This is a genomic window from Exiguobacterium sp. s141, from assembly GCF_018618085.1.
In the GTDB taxonomy this organism is placed as follows: Bacteria; Bacillota; Bacilli; order Exiguobacteriales; family Exiguobacteriaceae; genus Exiguobacterium; species Exiguobacterium mexicanum_A.
The window spans coordinates 518,004-537,699 of sequence record NZ_JACSLJ010000001.1; the positions used below are offsets into that span (position 1 = coordinate 518,004).

20 protein-coding genes and 1 riboswitch are annotated in these 19,696 nt (G+C 53.3%); of the genes, 5 read left to right on the forward strand and 15 right to left on the reverse strand.

Features of this window, described 5'->3' with window-relative positions; translation table 11 throughout:
• Positions 1–24 precede the first annotated feature (24 nt).
• Both mnmL and mnmM read left to right on the forward strand, forming a co-directional pair.
• Positions 25–1,002 carry a tRNA modification radical SAM protein MnmL/YtqA gene (gene mnmL / locus KNP74_RS02670; RefSeq protein WP_138859150.1) on the forward strand — a complete coding sequence of 326 codons (978 nt, stop codon included), beginning with the start codon at positions 25–27 and terminating at the stop codon, positions 1,000–1,002.
• On the forward strand, positions 956–1,528 hold the full coding sequence (mnmM, locus tag KNP74_RS02675; RefSeq protein ID WP_034778311.1) for a tRNA 5-(aminomethyl)-2-thiouridylate-methyltransferase MnmM: 573 nt from the start codon (positions 956–958) through the stop codon (positions 1,526–1,528). Before mnmL ends, mnmM begins: the two co-directional genes overlap by 47 nt.
• A gap of 32 nt (positions 1,529–1,560) precedes the next feature.
• Here mnmM and KNP74_RS02680 read toward each other — a convergent pair whose 3' ends face one another.
• Positions 1,561–2,277: an alpha/beta fold hydrolase gene (locus tag KNP74_RS02680; protein WP_034778316.1), complete on the reverse strand. Its 717-nt coding sequence runs from the start codon at positions 2,275–2,277 to the stop codon at positions 1,561–1,563.
• Between the two features lie 90 nt (positions 2,278–2,367).
• Positions 2,368–2,838, reverse strand: coding sequence for a GNAT family N-acetyltransferase (locus tag KNP74_RS02685; RefSeq protein ID WP_034778317.1), 471 nt, complete (start codon positions 2,836–2,838; stop codon positions 2,368–2,370).
• Positions 2,839–3,002: 164 nt separating this feature from the next.
• Here KNP74_RS02685 and KNP74_RS02690 point away from each other — a divergent pair, with 164 nt between their 5' ends.
• A complete protein-coding gene (locus KNP74_RS02690; protein WP_138859149.1) occupies positions 3,003–3,530 on the forward strand; it encodes a hypothetical protein in 528 nt (175 codons plus the stop codon).
• Positions 3,531–3,573: 43 nt separating this feature from the next.
• Here KNP74_RS02690 and metK read toward each other — a convergent pair whose 3' ends face one another.
• Complete coding sequence (metK, locus tag KNP74_RS02695; RefSeq protein WP_214763275.1) at positions 3,574–4,782, reverse strand: methionine adenosyltransferase; 1,209 nt, start codon at positions 4,780–4,782, stop codon at positions 3,574–3,576.
• A 130-nt stretch (positions 4,783–4,912) separates the two neighbouring features.
• Positions 4,913–5,032, reverse strand: a riboswitch (SAM riboswitch).
• 313 nt (positions 5,033–5,345) lie between these two features.
• Between metK and pckA the strand changes: the two genes are divergently transcribed.
• The gene (gene pckA, locus KNP74_RS02700) at positions 5,346–6,917 is read left to right on the forward strand and encodes a phosphoenolpyruvate carboxykinase (ATP) (protein WP_214763276.1); all 1,572 of its coding nucleotides are present in this window, start codon (positions 5,346–5,348) and stop codon (positions 6,915–6,917) included.
• A gap of 33 nt (positions 6,918–6,950) precedes the next feature.
• Here pckA and KNP74_RS02705 read toward each other — a convergent pair whose 3' ends face one another.
• The 12 genes from KNP74_RS02705 to KNP74_RS02760 all read right to left on the reverse strand — a co-directional run bounded on the left by KNP74_RS02705 (position 6,951) and on the right by KNP74_RS02760 (position 16,908).
• Positions 6,951–7,709: an alpha/beta hydrolase family protein gene (locus tag KNP74_RS02705; RefSeq protein WP_214763277.1), complete on the reverse strand. Its 759-nt coding sequence runs from the start codon at positions 7,707–7,709 to the stop codon at positions 6,951–6,953.
• A complete protein-coding gene (gene ytkD / locus KNP74_RS02710; RefSeq protein WP_034778327.1) occupies positions 7,690–8,163 on the reverse strand; it encodes an RNA deprotection pyrophosphohydrolase in 474 nt (157 codons plus the stop codon). Before ytkD ends, KNP74_RS02705 begins: the two co-directional genes overlap by 20 nt.
• 98 nt (positions 8,164–8,261) lie before the next feature.
• The gene (locus tag KNP74_RS02715) at positions 8,262–9,614 is read right to left on the reverse strand and encodes a glucose-6-phosphate isomerase (RefSeq protein WP_034778329.1); all 1,353 of its coding nucleotides are present in this window, start codon (positions 9,612–9,614) and stop codon (positions 8,262–8,264) included.
• Positions 9,615–9,720: 106 nt separating this feature from the next.
• Complete coding sequence (locus tag KNP74_RS02720) at positions 9,721–10,884, reverse strand: iron-containing alcohol dehydrogenase (protein ID WP_214706507.1); 1,164 nt, start codon at positions 10,882–10,884, stop codon at positions 9,721–9,723.
• A gap of 68 nt (positions 10,885–10,952) precedes the next feature.
• Positions 10,953–11,951, reverse strand: a complete 999-nt coding sequence (locus KNP74_RS02725) for a Gfo/Idh/MocA family protein (RefSeq protein WP_214763278.1) — start codon at positions 11,949–11,951, stop codon at positions 10,953–10,955.
• A gap of 93 nt (positions 11,952–12,044) precedes the next feature.
• Positions 12,045–12,437, reverse strand: coding sequence for a S1 domain-containing post-transcriptional regulator GSP13 (gene yugI / locus KNP74_RS02730; protein WP_016509788.1), 393 nt, complete (start codon positions 12,435–12,437; stop codon positions 12,045–12,047).
• A gap of 194 nt (positions 12,438–12,631) precedes the next feature.
• Positions 12,632–13,867 (reverse strand): lysine N(6)-hydroxylase/L-ornithine N(5)-oxygenase family protein, encoded by a 1,236-nt coding sequence (locus tag KNP74_RS02735; protein ID WP_214763279.1) that lies wholly within the window; start codon positions 13,865–13,867, stop codon positions 12,632–12,634.
• Between the two features lie 68 nt (positions 13,868–13,935).
• Positions 13,936–15,123, reverse strand: a complete 1,188-nt coding sequence (locus tag KNP74_RS02740) for an aminotransferase (RefSeq protein WP_214763280.1) — start codon at positions 15,121–15,123, stop codon at positions 13,936–13,938.
• Complete coding sequence (locus tag KNP74_RS02745) at positions 15,120–15,614, reverse strand: Lrp/AsnC family transcriptional regulator (protein ID WP_214711820.1); 495 nt, start codon at positions 15,612–15,614, stop codon at positions 15,120–15,122. The genes KNP74_RS02740 and KNP74_RS02745 overlap by 4 nt, the downstream gene beginning before the upstream one ends.
• Before the next feature lie 2 nt (positions 15,615–15,616).
• Positions 15,617–16,417, reverse strand: coding sequence for a glycosyltransferase family 2 protein (locus KNP74_RS02750; protein ID WP_138859140.1), 801 nt, complete (start codon positions 16,415–16,417; stop codon positions 15,617–15,619).
• Positions 16,414–16,662 carry a NifU N-terminal domain-containing protein gene (locus KNP74_RS02755; protein ID WP_034778343.1) on the reverse strand — a complete coding sequence of 83 codons (249 nt, stop codon included), beginning with the start codon at positions 16,660–16,662 and terminating at the stop codon, positions 16,414–16,416. The genes KNP74_RS02750 and KNP74_RS02755 overlap by 4 nt, the downstream gene beginning before the upstream one ends.
• A gap of 12 nt (positions 16,663–16,674) precedes the next feature.
• Positions 16,675–16,908, reverse strand: coding sequence for a DUF1871 family protein (locus KNP74_RS02760; protein ID WP_034778345.1), 234 nt, complete (start codon positions 16,906–16,908; stop codon positions 16,675–16,677).
• Positions 16,909–17,428: 520 nt separating this feature from the next.
• Between KNP74_RS02760 and KNP74_RS02765 the strand changes: the two genes are divergently transcribed.
• Positions 17,429–19,684, forward strand: a complete 2,256-nt coding sequence (locus KNP74_RS02765; protein ID WP_371816316.1) for a ribonucleoside-diphosphate reductase subunit alpha — start codon at positions 17,429–17,431, stop codon at positions 19,682–19,684.
• Positions 19,685–19,696 lie beyond the last annotated feature (12 nt).

A 19,696-nucleotide genomic window follows, 5' to 3' on the forward strand; every position in this document is an offset into this window, starting at 1 on the left:
TGAGCAAAGAAGGAGAGGATATTCATGCAACATCCATTTGGTGATGCCAGATACCACAAATTAAATGAAGCATATCGCCGTGAGTTCGGCGGGAAAGTATTCAAGGTACCGCTCGACGGCGGTTTCACTTGTCCGAACCGGGACGGGCTCGTCTCGAAGGGCGGCTGTACGTTCTGTTCGGACGACGGCAGCGGTGACTTTGCCGGCAACGCCTGCGATCCGATCCCGGTCCAATTTGCCGAAGTGAAGGCACGGTTGCATCGGAAGTGGAAAGAAGCCCGCTACATCGCTTACTTCCAAGCGTTCAGCAACACGTATGCCCCCGTCGCCCGGCTCCGGGAATTGTTCGAGCCTGCCCTTAAAGAGGAAGGTGTCGTCGGTCTATCGATCGCGACCCGACCAGACTGTCTGCCGGACGACGTCGTCGACTATCTCGCCGAGTTGAATGAGCGGACGTCCCTCACGATCGAACTCGGCCTACAGACGATTCACGATGTGACAGCGAAAAAAATCAATCGTGGCCATGACTACAAGACGTTCCTCGAAGGTCTCGCCAAGCTCCGCCGACGCAATATAAACGTGGTTGTCCATATCATTAACGGTCTCCCTGGCGAGACGACAGAGATGATGCTCGACACGGCGCGAGAAGTTGCTAAAATGGACATACAAGGAATCAAGATCCATTTGCTCCACGTCTTGAAGCACACGCCGCTCGCCCGTCAGTACGAAAAAGGATTGCTCGAGCTCATGGACGAGACGACTTACGTCTCCCTCGTCTGCGACCAGCTTGAGACGTTACCGCCCGAGATCGTCATCCATCGGTTGACCGGTGACGGGCCACCGGATCTGTTGATCGGTCCGACGTGGAGCCGGCACAAGATGGCCGTCTTGAACGCCATCGATGCCGAACTGGTGCGTCGTGATTCCTTCCAAGGAAAAAAGAAGGATGAGAGCCATGGGATTAATGAGAGTCTTACCGTTCGCGAAGTACCTACTCCGTGAACACGTCACACCTGGTGCCGTCGCCATCGATATGACGGCCGGCAACGGGCACGATACATTGTTTTTAGCCGAACTCGTCGAGGCGACGGGACACGTCTACGCGTTTGATGTCCAAGCAGCGGCGGTCGAGGCGACACGCATTCGCATCGAGGAAGCAGCATTGACGGACCGCGTCACTGTCATCCACGACAGCCACGACACCGTCCGAGAAATTGTAGCGGACGAGACACGCCCGATCACAGCCGCCGTGTTCAACCTCGGTTATTTACCGGGAAGCGACAAGTCGGTCACGACGACGGGCAATACGACCATCGACGCCCTCGAGCAACTGCTCGACGTCATGGCCGTCGGTGGTGTCATCGTCGTCGTCATCTATCATGGCCATGATAGCGGCAAAATCGAGCGCGACGAGGTGCTCGCCTACGTCGAGGCACTCGATCAAAAGCGGGCCGGCGTCCTCCGTTACGGCTTCATCAATCAAATCAATCATCCCCCGTTTATCGTGGCGATTGAAAAACGTGCATGAAAACAGGCGACTCGAGCGAGTCGCCTGTTTTGTCATTCTCGAATCAATTCATAAAACGTGATGAGCGTCTCCGCGAACTTCGTGTTCAGTCGTTCATAGCCGAAATGCGGGAAGCCTTCGAGCCGGCGGATGTACACTTGATCGCCGCCGATTTTTCGACAGACGTTGAGCGTCAGTTTCACATCGGCGAAGCGGTCGTCCGGCGCATAGAAGCAAGCGAGTGGAAGGCGCGGCAAATGTTTCTTCTCTTCTTGATGCTCGACGATCTCTTCCTCGATTTCCCGGTATTGCCCGTACGTGATCTCACCGAAGCGGGACGACTCTTCGCCTGCACCCATGAACGTCATCATGCCGAGCGGCAAATCCGGACGGAAACGGTCGACCGCACTCGCGACGACTTGTTTCAATCCGCCGATTTGGCGGGACGGATGCCAATCGAACAAGGGTGAGATATACGTCAAACTGCCGAGCGGCACATCGTATTCCTGGAGCAATCGGTTCGTTAACAATGCCCCGAGACTGAAGGCGATGACGTGAATCGGCAGTTTGTACTGGCTCGCCTCGCGTAGCGTGTTCTTGATTAACAGCTTATGGTCTTCCGCGGTCAAACCGACCGTCTGTCCGGTCACGACGAGAACTTCATATTCGTCACGTAACCGTCCTAAAAACGCCTCGCTCAAGCGCGACGTGAACTGGAGCGGATAGACGATCACGATGACCCCTTTTCGTGATTCTTCTTCGTATGTCATACTGTCACCTCATTTTATTATGTCCATGTTTTTATACTAACAAAAAACATCAGCCGAGACTGATGTTTGTCAGAAAATCCGTCTAGGGTCTTAGCTCGGGTCATAGCGCAAATGAATCAGTTCCATCGGTTGGTCGTACACTTCCTCTTGAATCCGATTCAATTCGATGAACGCCTCATGGTTCAAAAAGGCGATCGCCTGCTCGTTCGAACTCTCGACGTACAGTTCGATCGGTTGAACTTTACGTTCGCGCAGATGAGACAATAAGGCCGTTCCGAGACCTTGTCGGTGATGGGTCGGATGAAGATAGAGTCGGAGCACTTCCCACGTATCCCCGCGGTCGATCGCATGATAGAACCCGATGACGTCGCCTTCGGCTTCACCGACAATGAACAACTGCTCTTTCGCCTCCTCGCTTGAACTGATGGCGCGGACGATCTCTTCTTGCTGATAAGCCCGTTCCATTACTTTTGAACGAACCTCGTCTTGTTCACTGACCGTTGCGAGCGCAATATCGCGGATGGTGGCGGCATCTTCTGGTACGGCTTCCCTGATCTTCATAACGGCATCCCCCTTTTGGCCAATCTAGTAGTATCATTCCCCATCAGCAAAAAAATATCCTGCCCGCTCATTACTTTTTGATGTCGAAATGAAGGAAGACGTTATTTTCCATTTTGACTCGGGTATAAGAGTATCAATGCCAACTTACAAAAAGGAGTGTTACTATGGAACCGAAACTACAACATGATCCAAAACTAGAGCAAGCCAACAATCCAAATCGTCAGTTTGACCAAGCAAATGCAGGTGGCCCTAAAATCACCGTCGTGACCGGGATGCTCCTCGGCGCCCTCGTCGGCGGTCTGCTCGCCTTACTTAGCACGTCGAACCGTGAGAACACGAAACAATCGTTCTCGAGCGCGAAATCGTCGGTCGGCGGTCTCGTCGATACAGTCAAACAAGACCCAGCCGGAAAGGCCTCACAAGTCATCGACCAAGTGAAATCGGCTTCTGGAATCATCCAAGAAGTTGCCACTGACGTTCAAAACGTATACGAGAAAGTCGCTGGTGAAGTCGACACGGTCAAAGAAGACGTGAACAAAGTCGTCGGCACTGCGCAAGAAGCGAAGTCAGATCTTCAATCGATCGGCGAGAAAGTCGTCGATGCGAAAGATACGGCGCTCGGGCAAGAAACTTCATCCGACACGTCATCAAGCAATAACGAATCATCGAATGACAACAAAACACAAGCCTAACAAAAAAAACGACCTTTCGCTGAGAAAGGTCGTTTTTACTGTCTTATGCGAAGCGTTTCGCGCCTTCTTCAAGCACTGCCGCTTTATCCGTTTGCTCCCATGGGAGTTCAACGTCTGTACGACCGAAGTGGCCGTAAGCTGCTGTCTGCTTGTAGATTGGACGGCGAAGGTCGAGCATCTTGATGATGCCGGCCGGACGGAGGTCGAAGTTCTCGCGAACGAGTTCGACGAGCTCAGTCTCGCTCAATTTGCCTGTGCCGAACGTGTCGACTGCGATCGATACCGGGTGGGCAACGCCAATCGCGTAAGCAAGTTGAACTTCTGCTTTGTCAGCAAGTCCCGCTGCAACGAGGTTTTTCGCTACGTAACGAGCCGCGTACGCCGCTGAACGGTCAACTTTGGTTGGGTCTTTACCTGAGAACGCGCCGCCGCCGTGGCGAGCGTAACCACCGTACGTATCGACGATGATTTTACGTCCTGTAAGGCCTGCATCCCCTTGTGGTCCACCGATGACGAAACGGCCAGTCGGGTTGATGAAGTATTTTGTATCCGCGTCGATGAGTTCAGACGGGATGACCGCGTCGATGACGTGCTCTTTCAAATCAGCTTGGATTTGTTCGAGTGTGATGTCTTCGGCGTGTTGCGTCGAGATGACGATTGTGTCGATGCGAACTGGGTTGTTCGCTTCGTCGTATTCGACCGTCACTTGTGTCTTACCATCAGGACGAAGGTAAGCGAGCGTGCCGTTCTTACGAACTTCTGCCAAACGACGTGACAATTTGTGCGCGAGTGAAATCGGGAGCGGCATGAGTTCTGGTGTCTCTTTTGTTGCGTAACCGAACATGAGACCTTGGTCACCAGCGCCGATCGCATCGATTTCTTCTTCAGTCATTTGTCCTTCACGAGCTTCAAGCGCTTGGTCGACACCTTGGGCGATGTCTACCGATTGCTCATCAATCGATGTGAGGACAGCACAAGTCTCTGCATCAAAACCATATTTTGCACGTGTGTAGCCGATCTCACGAACTGTTTCACGAACAACTTTCGGGATATCCACGTAAGTTGATGTTGTGATCTCACCTGCTACGAGCACGAGACCTGTCGTGACAGATGTCTCAGCCGCAACGCGGGCGTTTGGATCTTCAGATAAAATCGCATCCAAAATCGCATCTGAGATTTGGTCACAAATTTTATCCGGATGTCCTTCCGTGACGGACTCCGAAGTGAAAAGTCGACGGTTCAAGTTTGCCATTTCGAAAAACCTCCTATAATAAGGGTGATGTGTGGACGGTACTCGTTCCCCTTACGCGTTGCTTTGGGACGGTAATGAAAAAAACCTTTCGCCATGTTCAATGGGAAAGGTTGAATCGTTCTTCCTTACCCTCTTATCGTTCGAAGCTTGCGCTTCGCTTCAGGATAGCACCTTTTCCGAATAACAATGACAAATCGGACGGTTGCTGGGCTTCGTAGGGCCTTGTTCCCTCCACCGCTCAGAATAAGAGTATCCGTTACGAAGACCATCATATAAATGACACCCCGTTCTGTCAAGCGTATCGACTGAATTCGTAAAACTTTTCACGAACTCGCAATAGTTATGTTTGTGAAATATCAAACATTTTTTTGTCGGTTTTCGATTTTGTACTATGACCTGGTACAGAATATGTTAGAATGACAGTGTAAGAAAGCGCTTACTTTAAAGGGTAAAAAGGCTTGTTTTTGATTAGTATGTCACATATAATAAAAACGTCATACTAATAAAACGCGGAAGTATGCGGATTTCATCCACATCTATTTAGGGGAAAGGTGGGATTCAGGATGGCGACAACGCTCCTGAAAATCGAAGAATTAATTAAAGGTGCCGACATGATGCGGAACTTAACGGTTCCAGAATTGGTGGAAGAAGCCATTCGCAACGGGGAAGGCGTACTGACGAAAGACGGGGCTTTATCGGTCAGTACAGGTAAATTCACAGGACGGTCACCGAAAGACAAATTCGTCGTGCAAGATGAAGTCAGCAATCATTTAGTAGACTGGGGTCCGGTCAACCAACCGATCGCAGAAGAGAAGTTCACGGCACTGCTCAATAAAGTGCTCACGCATCTCGAGACGAAAGACAAGCTCTATTATCTCGAGGCGTCTGCCGGGGCTGACGAGCATTATACGCTTCCAGTGCGGGCCATCACAGAATACGCGTGGCACAACTTGTTCGCGAAACAGTTGTTCTTGCGCGAATGGCCGACACAAGGTGCCTTTGATCCGTTCACGGTCATCTATGCACCGAGCTATAAGGCCGATCCGGAAGTCGACGGGACGAACTCCGAAACGTTCATTCTCGTCTCATTCGCCAAACGGACCATTCTGATCGGGGGAACAGAATACGGCGGCGAAATTAAAAAATCGATTTTCTCAGTCATGAACTTCCTGTTACCGGAACAGCACGTCTTGTCGATGCATTGCTCGGCGAACGTATCGGATGCCGGCGAGACGGCTCTCTTCTTCGGGCTATCAGGTACCGGAAAGACGACGCTATCGGCCGACACAGAACGTCATTTAATCGGGGACGACGAGCATGGTTGGTCTCCTGACGGCGTCTTCAACATTGAAGGCGGTTGCTACGCGAAGACGATCAACTTGTCGCGTGAGAACGAACCTCAAATCTACGATGCTATTCGATTTGGCTCGTTGATTGAGAACGTCGTCTTGGACGAGGAACGGGCGCCAGACTACAAGAACATCTCACTCACTGAGAACACACGGGCAGCCTACCCGATTCAATTTATCGATAACGCGATGCTTCCGTCACGAGCCGGGCATCCGAACACGATCGTCTTCTTGACGGCCGACGCGTACGGCGTCCTGCCTCCAATCAGCAAATTGACGAAGGAACAGGCGATGTATCACTTCTTGTCAGGCTATACGTCGAAGCTAGCCGGCACGGAGCGCGGCGTGACGGAGCCGCAGGCGACCTTCTCGACATGTTTCGGGTCACCGTTCTTGCCGCTCGCACCGGAACGCTACGCCGACATGCTCGGCACGTTGATCGAGAAACATGACGTCGACGTCTATCTCGTCAATACCGGTTGGACCGGCGGAGCTTACGGCGAAGGATCGCGGATGAAGCTCGCCTATACACGGGCGATGGTGAACGCGGCCGTCAACGGGAAACTCCGTGACGTCGAGACGACGCGCCATGACATCTTCAACGTCGAGATTCCACGCCACATCGACGGGGTGCCAGACGACGTGCTCAACCCACGGGGCACATGGAAAGACGGGGCCCGCTACGACGCCGAGGCGGCAGCGCTCGCCCGTAAGTTCCAAGACAACTTCAAACGATTCACGAAAGCGAGTGAGGCGGTCGTCGCGGCCGGCCCAATCATCGTTTAATAAAAAATGACTAGCGCCTGGTTTAGGCGCTAGTCATTTTTTTGGTGCGACGGCTAACATCCAGTCCATCGCCTCATCGGTCGTCTTCCACTTTTCCCAAAACGGGAGTTGATGAGCGAACGGGACGATCCAAAGTTCGGCCCGCTCCCCCATCCGTTCGGCCACGGCTGTCGCATGGCGGAGCCGCACTTGCTCGTCGTCTGTCCCGTGAATCAATAACGTCGGGGCCTCCCAGTCCTTGTAGAGGGGTGAACGCTCCACGTACGCCTCACGAGCCGCTTCCGGGTCACCCCCGGTCATACGGCGGAGCATTTTCCGCATCGAGCGTTGCTCTTCGTACGTCCATTCCAAATTGGTGACACCCGCCCATGAGGTCACGGACGTGAGCGGCCGCTCCGCGGCGAGCGACAACGCCATCATGCCCCCGCGCGAGAAGCCAAGGGCATGAATGAGCGTATCCGTTCGATGGACGCGATCATAAAGAGACAAGACATCCTCTAAATCGGCCCCGCCGAAGTCTTCTTTCCCGCTCCCCCCATGGTTACCACGGTAAACAGGCGCCACGACGTGGAAGCCTTTGGCCGCGAACTGCATCAACCGAGGCAAGCGCACGTCCCCGATGCGTCCTGTTCCGCCGCGCAAATAAAACAGGACGTGCCCGTTCGGTCGCGTCGGCGTGATCGTATAGGCGACGACATCCTCACCATCGCGCGTAGCGTACCAGCCACGGTGGACCGCATAACCGGCATATGGAGGGAGGACCTCGATCCGGTCAAACCATTCGTTTTTCATGGAGCACCTTCATCGTTTCCGGGAGCACCCGGTCTTTCATCATGAAACTGTACCGGTTGTTCCGGAGCAGATTCGTTGGCAGTTCCTTCATGAGAACCGCGCCGTCGGTCTCGTCAACGGCCGGATGGTCATCGAAGCGCTCGATCTCGGCGAAGTAAATATTTTTGATGACCGTGTCCCCGCGCCCGAGCACGCGGTATTGTCCGAGATAGTGCAGCGTCTTCACGACACCGCCCGTTTCTTCATACACTTCCCGAATCGCGGCATCATCCTCATGTTCGCCGGGCTCAACTTTTCCACCCGGAAACTCGAGTCCGCGTTGCTTATGCTTCGTCAGCACCCATTGATTCTCATAGCGGGCGACGACCCAGACGTGGAGCGGCGTATCCGAAAATGGATAGTGCGCGAAGCTCAACTCGACTTTATTGTGATAGTAGTCCGTGAATGTCAACATAGTCCATCCCTTTCTTTCCCCTGTCTACTCTCACTTTACCTTGTCTTCCCCCAGTTTCAAACAAAAAAATAGGCCCGCCGGAGCGGACCTACTCAAAATTATTGGTTCAAGCGCTTTTCAAGCTCAGCTTTTTGTTCTTCGTAACCTGGTTTTCCAAGCAACGCGAACATGTTCGCTTTATACGCTTCGACGCCCGGTTGGTTGAACGGGTTCACCCCGAGAATGTATCCGCTCATCGCGCATGCCTTCTCGAAGAAGTAGAACAAGTAACCGAGGTGGTACGGCGTCATCTCTGGCAATTCGACAACGAGGTTCGGTACTTCTCCGTCCGTGTGGGCAAGGAGTGTTCCTTCAGCCGCTTTGTCGTTCACGAATTGGATCGTTTCGCCAGCGAGGAAGTTCAAGCCGTCGAGGTCTTGCGCGTCTTCTGGCACGTTCATCGCGTGACGGACGTTCGTGACACGGATGACCGTCTCGAACAAGTCACGACGACCTTCTTGGATGTATTGTCCCATCGAGTGGAGGTCGGTTGAGAAGTCGACAGCCGCCGGGAAGATCCCTTTGTTGTCTTTTCCTTCTGATTCGCCGTAAAGCTGTTTCCACCACTCCGACACGTAGTGCAGGGCCGGTTCGTAGTTGACGAGCAACTCGATCGACTTGCCTTTCGCATACAAGGCGTTACGGACGACCGCATATTGGTACGCCTCGTTCTCAGAGAGTTCTGGTGACGAATAGGCGTTTTGTGCGTCGCGTGCACCTTCCATGAGGGCGTCGATATCGATCCCTGCCGCAGCGATCGGAAGGAGTCCGACCGGTGTAAGGACCGAGAAGCGGCCGCCGACGTCATCCGGGATGACGAACGTTTCGTAGCCTTCCGCATCCGCAAGCGTCTTCAAGGCGCCACGGGCACGGTCTGTCGTCGCATAAATGCGCTCACGAGCACCGTCTTGACCGTACTTGTCTTCCATGAACTGTTTCAAGACACGGAACGCGATCGCCGGTTCTGTCGTCGTTCCCGATTTCGAGATGACGTTGACCGAGACGTCTTTGCCTTCGAGCACCTGGAGCAACTCCGTCAAATAAGTTGACGAGATGTTGTGACCGGCGAAGAAGACTTGTGGCGCGTTGCGCTCTTCTTTCGACAATACGTTGAAGAATGAATGTTGGAGCATCTCGATGGCCGCGCGTGCGCCGAGGTATGATCCACCGATCCCGACGACGACGAGGACGTCCGAGTTCTCACGGATTCGTTCCGCGGCCGCTTTGATGCGGGCAAACTCATCCGTATCGTAGTTTGTTGGGAGATCGACCCACCCAAGGAAATCGCTACCTGCCCCGCTGCGGTCATGGATGACCGAATGCATTGCTTTCACGGTTTCTTGCAATTGATCGACTTCATGTTCCCCGACGAAAGACAGGGCGTTTGAATAATCGAAACGTACAGTTGACATATCATTTCCTCCTTTAAATCGCTCCTTGATGAGCCATACATGACCCATCATAAACGGAAACGTCGGATTCGTTCAATCATTATTGCAAAATAGGCATCAAATCGCCTTATTTGCTCAACTCAAGAATCGCTGCCACGTCTTCACGTTCGAGTGTGCGGAAGCGACCGAACGCCCCGCGTTTCATCGCCGAATCCAAGATGGCGTCGAACGTCGACTCGTCGATGTCATAGTCACGGAGCGAGTTTGGCGCGCCGAGCTCATCGAAGAAGGCACGAACGGCTGCAATCGTACGCTTCGCCGTTTCCAAGTCCGTGTCAGCCGGTTCGACGTTGAACACTTCTGTGCCTAAGCGTGCGAAACGTGCTGCATTGTCTTCATCGAGTACATGTTCCATCCAGCGCGGGAACAGGATCGCGAGTCCGCCTGCATGCGGGATGTCATGGACAGCCGAGACCGCATGTTCGATGTTGTGCGATGCCCAGTCGCCCGAGGCACCCATTTGAAGCACACCGTTCAAGGCGATCGTACCTGAGAACAAGATGATGGCGCGCAAGTCGACATTTTCTAAATCGTCGACGAGTTTCGGTGCCGATTCGACGACCGCTTTCAACACGCCTTCCGTCATCCGCTCTTGAACCGGCGCATGGTTCGGGTGGAAGTACTGCTCGAAACAGTGACTCATCATGTCGACGATGCCGTAAATCGTTTGGTCTTTTGGCACTGATACCGTGTAACGTGGGTCGAGGATCGAGAACGTCGGATAGACGAGCGGGTGACCCCAGCCGTACTTCTCTTGTGTCTCCCAGTTCGTGATGACCGAACCTGAGTTCATCTCAGAACCGGTCGCCGCGAGCGTGAGCACCGTACCGAACGGGATCGCTTCCGTCGGGATGTGGTCACGGAGCACGATGTCCCAAGCGTCGCCTTCATACGGGATGGCCGCCGAGATGAGTTTCGTGCAATCGATGACCGAACCGCCGCCGACCGCGAGCAATGCATCGATGTTTTCTTCACGCGCTTGTTTGACGGCACGACGTACCGTCTCGATGCGCGGGTTCGGTTCGACGCCTGAGAAGTCGACGAAATCGATTGAGGCGTTGTTCAGTTCCGCCACGACTTCATCGTACGTGCCGTTCTTTTTGATGCTCCCGCCTCCATAGACGAGCATCACTTTCTTGGCGTCAAGCGCCTTCAACTCGCTCGCGAGTTTTTCAATCTGATGTGTCCCGAAAATAAGTTTCGTCGGGTTCTTGTATTCAAAGTTGTGCATGCTTCATCCTCCTTCGAAAATATGTAACACCTACACTATATACCCTGTTTTTTATGATTGAAAAGCAATCAGGCCTGAGCGTAGATGCGGTCGATGATCGTATGGAGCGTCACCGCCTGTTCCGCTTGCAGGTACGATGGCTCGTGCCGGCACGCCTCGAGGAACGTGCGAATCTGACTGGCGTACGGATCTTGGAGCGTCAGATGGACCGGTGATTTATCGAATAAGGCGCCATGCTCTTCCGTATGGAGTTGGAGTGGAAAGAGCGACGCCCCGCCCATCGTGCCCCGTAGTTCGACCCGCATCGTGTCCGCCGCCTCGACATTGGCCATGAAACTCGCGTCTAAAAACAAAGATGCTCCGTTGTCGAACGTGACCATCGCCCGGGCCGTGTCTTCGACCGAGAACGCCTCTGCGTCCCAATCACCCATCAGCCCGACACCAGGCCGTGTGCCGAGGTATTGACCGACGTGACCGATGACATCGACCGGCTTCGGATAATCCATCAAATACAAGGCGAGGTCGAGCATATGGACCCCGATATCGAGCAGTGCACCGCCTCCTTGCAGTTCCTTATCCGTGAACACGCCCCATCCCGGGATGCCACGACGCCGCAGGGCAAGGGCCGTCGCCGCATAGACGTGACCGAGTTCCCCGGCATCGATCATCCGTTTCAATAGTTGTGTGTCCGACCGGTGCCGGTAATGGAATCCGTAATGCAGCGTCCGCTCTGCCTTCCGGGCCGCTACTAGCATCTCGTTCGCCTCACGGACCGAGATGGCCGGCGGCTTCTCACAGAGGACGTGGCATCCTGCCTCGAGTGCGGCGATGACTTGCGCTTTGTGGAGCGCGTTCGGCGTACATACACTGACCGCATCGAGTTGTTCTGTGACGAGCATCTCTTCGACCGTCTCGTACACCCGTTCGATTCCAAACTGTTCAGCCACCGCTTCCCCGCGCTCACGGGTCCGATTCATGACGGCGACGACGTCAGCCCCTGCCGCGATGTATTGCGGGATATGGGCAGTCTTGGCAATCCCACCCGTACCGATGATTCCGATCCTCATGGTCCTCACTCCTTTTCTGTACTGTTCGTGAACGAGCGGGACATTTCCTGTACAAAAAAAGACGACCTGCACATGGCAGGTCGTCTCAATCACTTACTTCTTGAAGTTCGTGTTTTTGATCCAGTCTTCGAGCTTGTCCTTGAGGACAGTGAATCCTGGAGCTTCTTCTTGCTTGAAGTTTGAAGCTTCGTTGCGGCGTGGTGCGCCACGACGAGCTGGCTTAGCCGACTTCTCGCGTTTTGGAGCTTCTTGTGTCGCTTTCATTGAAAGCTTGATTTTCTTAGATGCTTCATCAACATCAAGAATTTTCACTTCAACTTCTTGACCGACTTGAACGTACTCGTTCACGTCTTTCACGTAGTCGTGTGAGATTTCAGAGATGTGGACAAGACCTTGAGTCTCGTCGTCGAGTGCGACGAACGCACCGAAAGGTTGGATTCCTGTTACTTTACCTTTTAAAACTTGATCTTTTTCGTATTTTGCCATTACAAACACTCCTATGCTAAATTCATCAACTTACTATAACATACTTTTTTCGATAAAGTGTACAAATTAGTAAAAAAGATTATTTGGGATTATTTTCGTGTTTCAAAGTCGACGGGTCGGGTAAATACAAATCAAGCAAGACTTCAAGTATTCCCCCCTGATTCCGCTAGGCTAACGCCTAGCCCTTTTTTTGTTCAAAAGCTTGTAAACGGTCGCTGTGCGGCCACCTCAAACACCGTCTCCCCTACCATTTCATTCAACATAATCGCGTTCCGATATACGGCCATCCCTAAATTCGTTGCCGCCGGCCCGTGCGAATGTTCCAAGTTCGTATGGGTGAACAGACTGCCGGTCAACCGTGTCTCCGTCGCGATTTGATAGCGGTTGTTGACGCGCCATAGTCGTTCCGCTTCCCATTCGATGTCAAATCGTTCGACCCACTCCGGAATCCGTGGACGATACCCGGTCGCCGCCACGACCGCATCATATTCGTTCGTGAACGATTCACCGCTATGCTGCTGAGTCCCTTCGACCATATAGCTCGATGAGTGCGATACGCGCTCGATTTCGATTTGGGTACACAAGTTCGTCGCTTGGTCCGTCCCGTCCGCCGTCCGATGATATAACGCCCCATAGATGGCACGGAGCGTCTCTGGGTTGACGCCATTGCGGAATCGTTCGAACGACTTCCCAAGTTGCTCACGTTCCGCGTACGGTAATCGATTGAAATACTCGACATACGACAAGCTGAAGATCTCTTCCCCGAGTTTGCCGCTCTCGAGCGACTCGAACACGTCCGAGCGCGTCACCCAATCGATTTGTTGCCGCGTTTTATCGGATCGACTCAATAAATCGAGATACACCTCCGCCGCGCTCTGCCCGCTGCCGATGACGACGATGCGGGCCTTTTCAAGCAATCGTTCCCGCTCCATTCGATACGAACTCGTATGGACGACGTCTTGAAACGCCTCTGGGATGAGCGGTTCTGCCCCCGTCCCGATGACGACGTGACGCGTCGATAGCGTCTCTTCGCCTTTAGGCGTCGCGACCGTGACGAGGAAGCCGTCCTGTGCCGGACGGACGTCGACGACCCGGTGCGAGAACTTGATTGTGTCGAGCGAGGCAGCGATCGCCTGCAAATAGCGATTGAACTCTGTCCGGGGAATCGTCGGACTTTCCTGGACGATGAACGTCTGCAGCCGGCCAACCTGCTTCAAGTAGTTCAAATAGCTGTGCCGGCTCGTCGGGTCGGCGAGCGTCACAAGGTCATATAAATAATGCGTCTGCATCGTCGCCGCTTCGAGCAACATTCCTTCATGCCAATTGAAGTCGGCCCGCTCTTCAAAACATATACCCGTCAATTTGGTCGATTCGCTGAGCGCCATCAAGCCGAGATTGTACGGGCCACATCCGATTGCTACAAAATCCACTCGTTCCAATGACCTCACCTCGCTCGTCTTTTCCCATCTATTATACCACTAAAACGTAAAACAGACCCTCATCGCTGAGAGTCTGTCACTGTCGTCGTCACTTCGAACTGTTTCATGAACCGATCGATGCGACGAATCGCTTCTTGTAATTGTTCGACCGACGTCGCGTAACTAGCCCGGACGAAGCCTTCACCGCTCGCGCCGAAGGCGTTGCCCGGCACGACCGCGACCCGTTCCTCGAGCAAGAGACGCTCGGCGAACTCTTCGCTCGTCAATCCGGTGTGGCGAATCGACGGGAAGGCGTAGAACGCCCCGCCCGGTACGTGCGTCGGTAACCCGGCGTCATTGAGGGCCTGGATGAAGTAGTTACGGCGCTGCCGATAGCTCTTCACCATCTTCGGTACATGCTGGTCACGGCTCTTCAGTGCCTCGAGACCGCCGAACTGAACGAGCGTCGGGGCACACATCATGCCGTACTGATGAACTTTGAGCATCTCCCGTGTCACGACTTCCGGCGCACATGTGAACCCGAGTCGCCAGCCTGTCATCGCGAACGCCTTCGAGAACCCGTTGACGACGATCGTCCGCTCGCGCATATCATGAAGCGTCGCAAAGCTTGTGAACGGCTCGTCATATGACAGTTCGGCGTAAATTTCATCACTGACGACCCAAAGGTCATGTTTCGTCGCGAGTTCCGCGATCTCGGTGAGTTCTTCACCCGTCATCGTCGCTCCGGTCGGATTTGATGGGAAGCAGAGGAGCATCGCTTTCGTGCGCTCCGTGATCGCCGCTTCGACGTCTTCCCGGTTCAGACGGAACCCGTTCTCCGGACGACAGGCGACCGGGACGACCGTCCCGCCGGCGAGCTCGATGAGCGGCCCGTACGAGACGAAAGCCGGTTCAACGACGATGACCTCGTCACCCGGGTTGAGGAGAGCCCGGAAGGCGATATCGAGCGCCTGCGACGCGCCCGTCGTGACGATCAGTTCCGTGGCCGGGTCATATGTCGCCCCGAACCGGTCCGCCATGTAACCAGCGATTTCTTGACGTAACTCGAGGAGACCGGCGTTCGCGCTATAGGCCGTGTAGCCTTGCTCGAGCGCCGCATAGCTCGCCTCGCGCACGTTCCACGGCGTGATGAAATCCGGCTCTCCCACCCCGAGAGAGACGACGTTTTCCATCGTTTGCGCCAAATCGAAGAATCGGCGAATGCCGGACGGCTTCATTGAGACGACTTGTTTGGATAGTGACTTCATGGCGTAATATTCAACCGTTTGTCTTCGACTTGCGGGGTGAATAAAATGCCATCATGCTTATACGTCTTCAATTTGAAGTGCGTCGTCGTCGAGACGACCGAGTCAAGCGGTGACAATTTGTCCGAAACGAACGACGCGACGTCTTGAAGCGAGTTCGCCCGAATGACGACTTGCAGGTCGTAAGCCCCTGACATCAAATAGAGTGCCGTCACTTCCGGGAAGCGATAAATGCGTTCCGCGACCTCATCGAAACCACGACCCCGTTTCGGAGTGACTTTGACGTCGATGAACGCCGTGACATCGTGGCGATTGATTTTTTGCCAGTTGACCATCGCCCGGAAGCCGAGCAAGATGCCGTCCGCCTTGAACTTCTCGAGCATCGCCTCAACGGTTTCCTCGTCGGTCGCGAGCAAGTTCGCCAACAGTTTCGTCTCGAGGTAGCCTTTCTCTTCGAGCAGCTCGAGCAATTCTAGTTCTTTCGATGTATACATAGTTATTCTCCTTCCGTTCTACCGGGGAACGCCCCTGTGAACGTTCTCTCTGTCTGTCTCACATAGTCCCGTCGTTCGGCTTGGACGATATGGAAGTTCTTCATTTCCATATTGACCAAACCGTGCTTGTGACAGAACCGATCAAAGTAACGACGGCGTGTCTCGTCTTGTTTGGCCGACAAGTTGTCGGTGCCATTGAACGCATAGAGCACCGTCGCGCGGGCCGGATGACGAATCGTCCCGACCTCACTGACACGTAGAATGAAATCCCAATCCCAGTAGTTATAAACGTCCTCATCGAACGATCCAATCGTCTCGTGGAGCTGTTTTCGATAGAGCGTACCGGACGGGATAAACGTCGAGTCTTGGCGAAGTCGCTCCAAATCGAGGGCATAGGCGAATGCCTCCCAATCGGTGACGCGACGGCGCCCATCTTCCCACGTAAAGCGGAACAGTTCCGCGTCCGTGAAGACGAGGTCGGCCGAACGGATGTCCTCGAGCGCTTGTTCGATATGGGTCGGCATGAGCAAATCATCATCGTCGAGCAACAGGATATAGTCGCCGCTCGCTTCCTGTACGCCGCGATTGCGGGCTTTGACGTGATGATTCTCGCCAAGCTCGATATATCGAATCGATAATCGATTCAAAAAAGGCGCCAAAAGATGCTGTTTTGGCGGCCCGTCATTATTGATCACAAGTACTTCAAATTCCCCGAACGTCTGGACGACCAGACATTCGAGCAGTTCCGTCAGTTCCGTCTCCCGCGAATGGACCGGGATGACGATGGAAACGAGCGGGTTCATCCGCGGTAAGCAGTTTCGACGTGCGGCAAGATGGCTTCCCAGCTGACGCCGTTTTCTTTCGATACCGTGACGAAATCGCCATAGGCGAATACGCTCTCGACGCCTTCGATGGCGACGAGTTTCGCGAGAAGCGGTTGGTCCGTCTCTTCGCCGGCTTTCACGCTTTGGCTTTTCGCGCCGAAGACGTTCTCAGGAAGTGTAATTTTCATTGCATTTGGATTCGGTGTTGGATCGATACGTAACATCGTGGTTCCCCCTTATAGTTGACAAGATTCTGAAGACGCGAGTAGTCGTGCCGCCATGGCCCGTGTTTCTGGTTCACTTGGACAGTCGCCAAAAGCGTCTGTTAAGATCTGTCGAATCACGTCATCCAATTGATCGATCGAATCGACGTGAATGAGCGCCAAGGCGATATCGTCAAACTCTGGTCCATACGACCCAAGCCCGTAACCGAGTGGGTCCCATGCTAATAATAAGTCTTCTGCTCTCATTTGTTAAACCCTTCTTTTTACCTTGATTTCAAATCGTACTCCCTCAATCTACCTCACTTTTCAGTTCGATGCTAGTGAGCGTTCGAATTTCCCTCGTTTTGAAAAAGCAGTCGTCACTATATATAGTAATCGCTCAAATCGTAAATTGAATAGAAGATAGGACGAAATCCAATGAATTTATCGTTTATTTGGACATCCGGTTCATGATTGACCGCTTACATAAAATTGCACGCGTTCTCACGCAAACGTCAATTTAATTTTTTTCTATCTCATATCTCATCTCAAATCGGATGATAGCGCCGTTTTTGAGTAAAAGTAATCTAGGCGTCGACAGTTTGCCGAATGTCAAGATTGCAAAACTAAATATAGGTGATTTATGATTAAAAAGACAATAAAACGTCAATATATAGTTAACGGATATTTATCACGTTCATCCATCATTGACGTCGAATCGGACAAGTTCCGCTATACCTTTATAATATCTACATCCGAAGAAGGAGTGATCGTTTTGACATCCCCTATCCATCACGAGAATATGTTGGCTGCTGCGCCAACACTTACTGACGTCTCGACATTGATCCAATCATTAAAACAACGCTACCCACAGCTTAGTGTCGAACGATACGAAGAACGAGCCGTCCGGGCGCTCGAAGGAAAGACACTGACACAAGATGTAGTATATGAACTCTTGACGATGCACGCCCTCGATATGTTGAAGGCCGAAGAGCCGGACTGGACGTTCGTCGCCACAGAAATGTACTTAAACCGCCTCTATTTAGAAGCGGCCCGTAACCGCGGTTATGACGCCTCGATGCGTTACGGCGCTCTCTATCCAATGATTGAGACGCTCACGACAAAAGGCATCTTCACCTCGGCACTACTCGATACGTACTCGAAAGAAGACATCGCCTACTTGGAGACGTTGATTGACCCGTCACGTGACCGCATGTTCACCTACATCGGTCTCCGGACGTTAGCAGACCGTTACCTCGGCCGCGACCACGTCAAAAACTTGTACGAGTTGCCGCAAGAGCGGTTCATGGTCATCGCCATGACGCTCATGCAAAAAGAGAACGCTGACCAACGTGTGAAACTCGTCGAAGAAGCGTATTGGGCATTATCGAACCTCTATATGACGGTTGCTACACCGACGCTCTCGAACGCCGGGAAATCGTACGGGCAGCTCAGCTCATGTTTCATCGACACGGTCGACGACTCGCTCCGCGGCATCTACGACTCGAACACAGATGTGGCCACGCTCTCGAAAGGCGGCGGCGGAATCGGCGTCTATCTCGGCAAGATCCGCTCACGCGGCAGCGACATCAAAGGCTTCAAAGGCGTCTCGAGCGGCGCGCTCCCTTGGATGAAGCAACTGAACAACACGGCCGTCTCGGTCGACCAGCTCGGCATGCGCCAAGGCTCGATTGCCGTCTACCTCGACATTTGGCATAAGGACATTTTTGAGTTCCTCGATGCGAAATTGAACAACGGGGACGAGCGCCTTCGGACTCACGACTTGTTCACAGGCGTCTGCTTGCCCGACTTGTTCATGCGTACGGTCGAAGCACGTGGCGACTGGCACTTGTTCGACCCACACGAAATTCGTACGGTCATGGGCTTCAGCCTTGAAGACTTCTACGATGAGACGGAAAATGGCGGTTCGTTCACCGAGAAATACTTAGCGTGCGTCAATACGCCGGAGCTTTCGCGCGTAACGGTACCGGCCATCGACCTCGTCAAACGATACATGCGCTCACAGCTCGAGACAGGAACGCCTTACATGTTTTTCCGCGACGCCGTGAACCGTGCCAACCCGAACAAACACGCGGGCATGATTTACAGCTCGAACCTCTGCTCAGAGATCGCGCAAAACATGTCGCCGACGACAATCGATGAAGAGTACACAGCGGACGGAAAAATCGTCATCACGAAGACACCTGGTGACTTCGTCGTCTGTAACTTGAGCTCAATCGCCCTCGCCCGAGCCGTCAAATCGGACGTCCTCGAGCGACTCATCCCGATTCAAATGCGGATGCTCGACAACGTCATCGACTTGAACACGATTGAAGTGCCACAAGCGATGATCACGAACCAGAAATACCGCGCCGTCGGACTCGGAACGTTCGGTTGGCATCACCTGCTCGCCCTCGAAGGCATCCGTTGGGAATCGGTCGATGCCGTCCAGTACGCGGAAAAGCTGTATGAGAAGATTGCTTACCTTACGATTCAAGCGTCAATGGAATTAGCCAAAGAAAAAGGCGCATTCGGCGTCTTCAAAGGATCGGAGTGGCATACGGGTGAGTACTTCAAACGCCGTAACTACCGCTCACACGATGAACTCGATTGGGACGGCCTCGCGGAAGCGGTTCATCAAAACGGTGTCCGCAACGCCTACATGATGGCGGTCGCACCGAACTCGTCGACAGCGATCATCGCGGGTAGCACGGCTTCGATCGATCCGGTCTATAAGAAGGTCTACTCGGAAGAGAAGAAAAACTATAAGATCCCGGTGACGGTCCCTGACCTCAACCCGGAGACGAACTGGTTCTATAAATCAGCGTTCGAAGTCGACCAACTCTGGAGCATCCGTCAAAACGCGGCCCGCCAGCGTCACATCGACCAAGCGATCAGCTTCAACCTTTACGTCAAAAATGACGTGAAAGCGACCGAGCTCCTCTCGATGCATCTCGAGGCCTGGTCACTCGGAATGAAATCAATTTACTACACGCGTTCGACGACTGTTGAAGTCGACGAATGTGAATCGTGTGCTTCGTAACGTCACGTAACA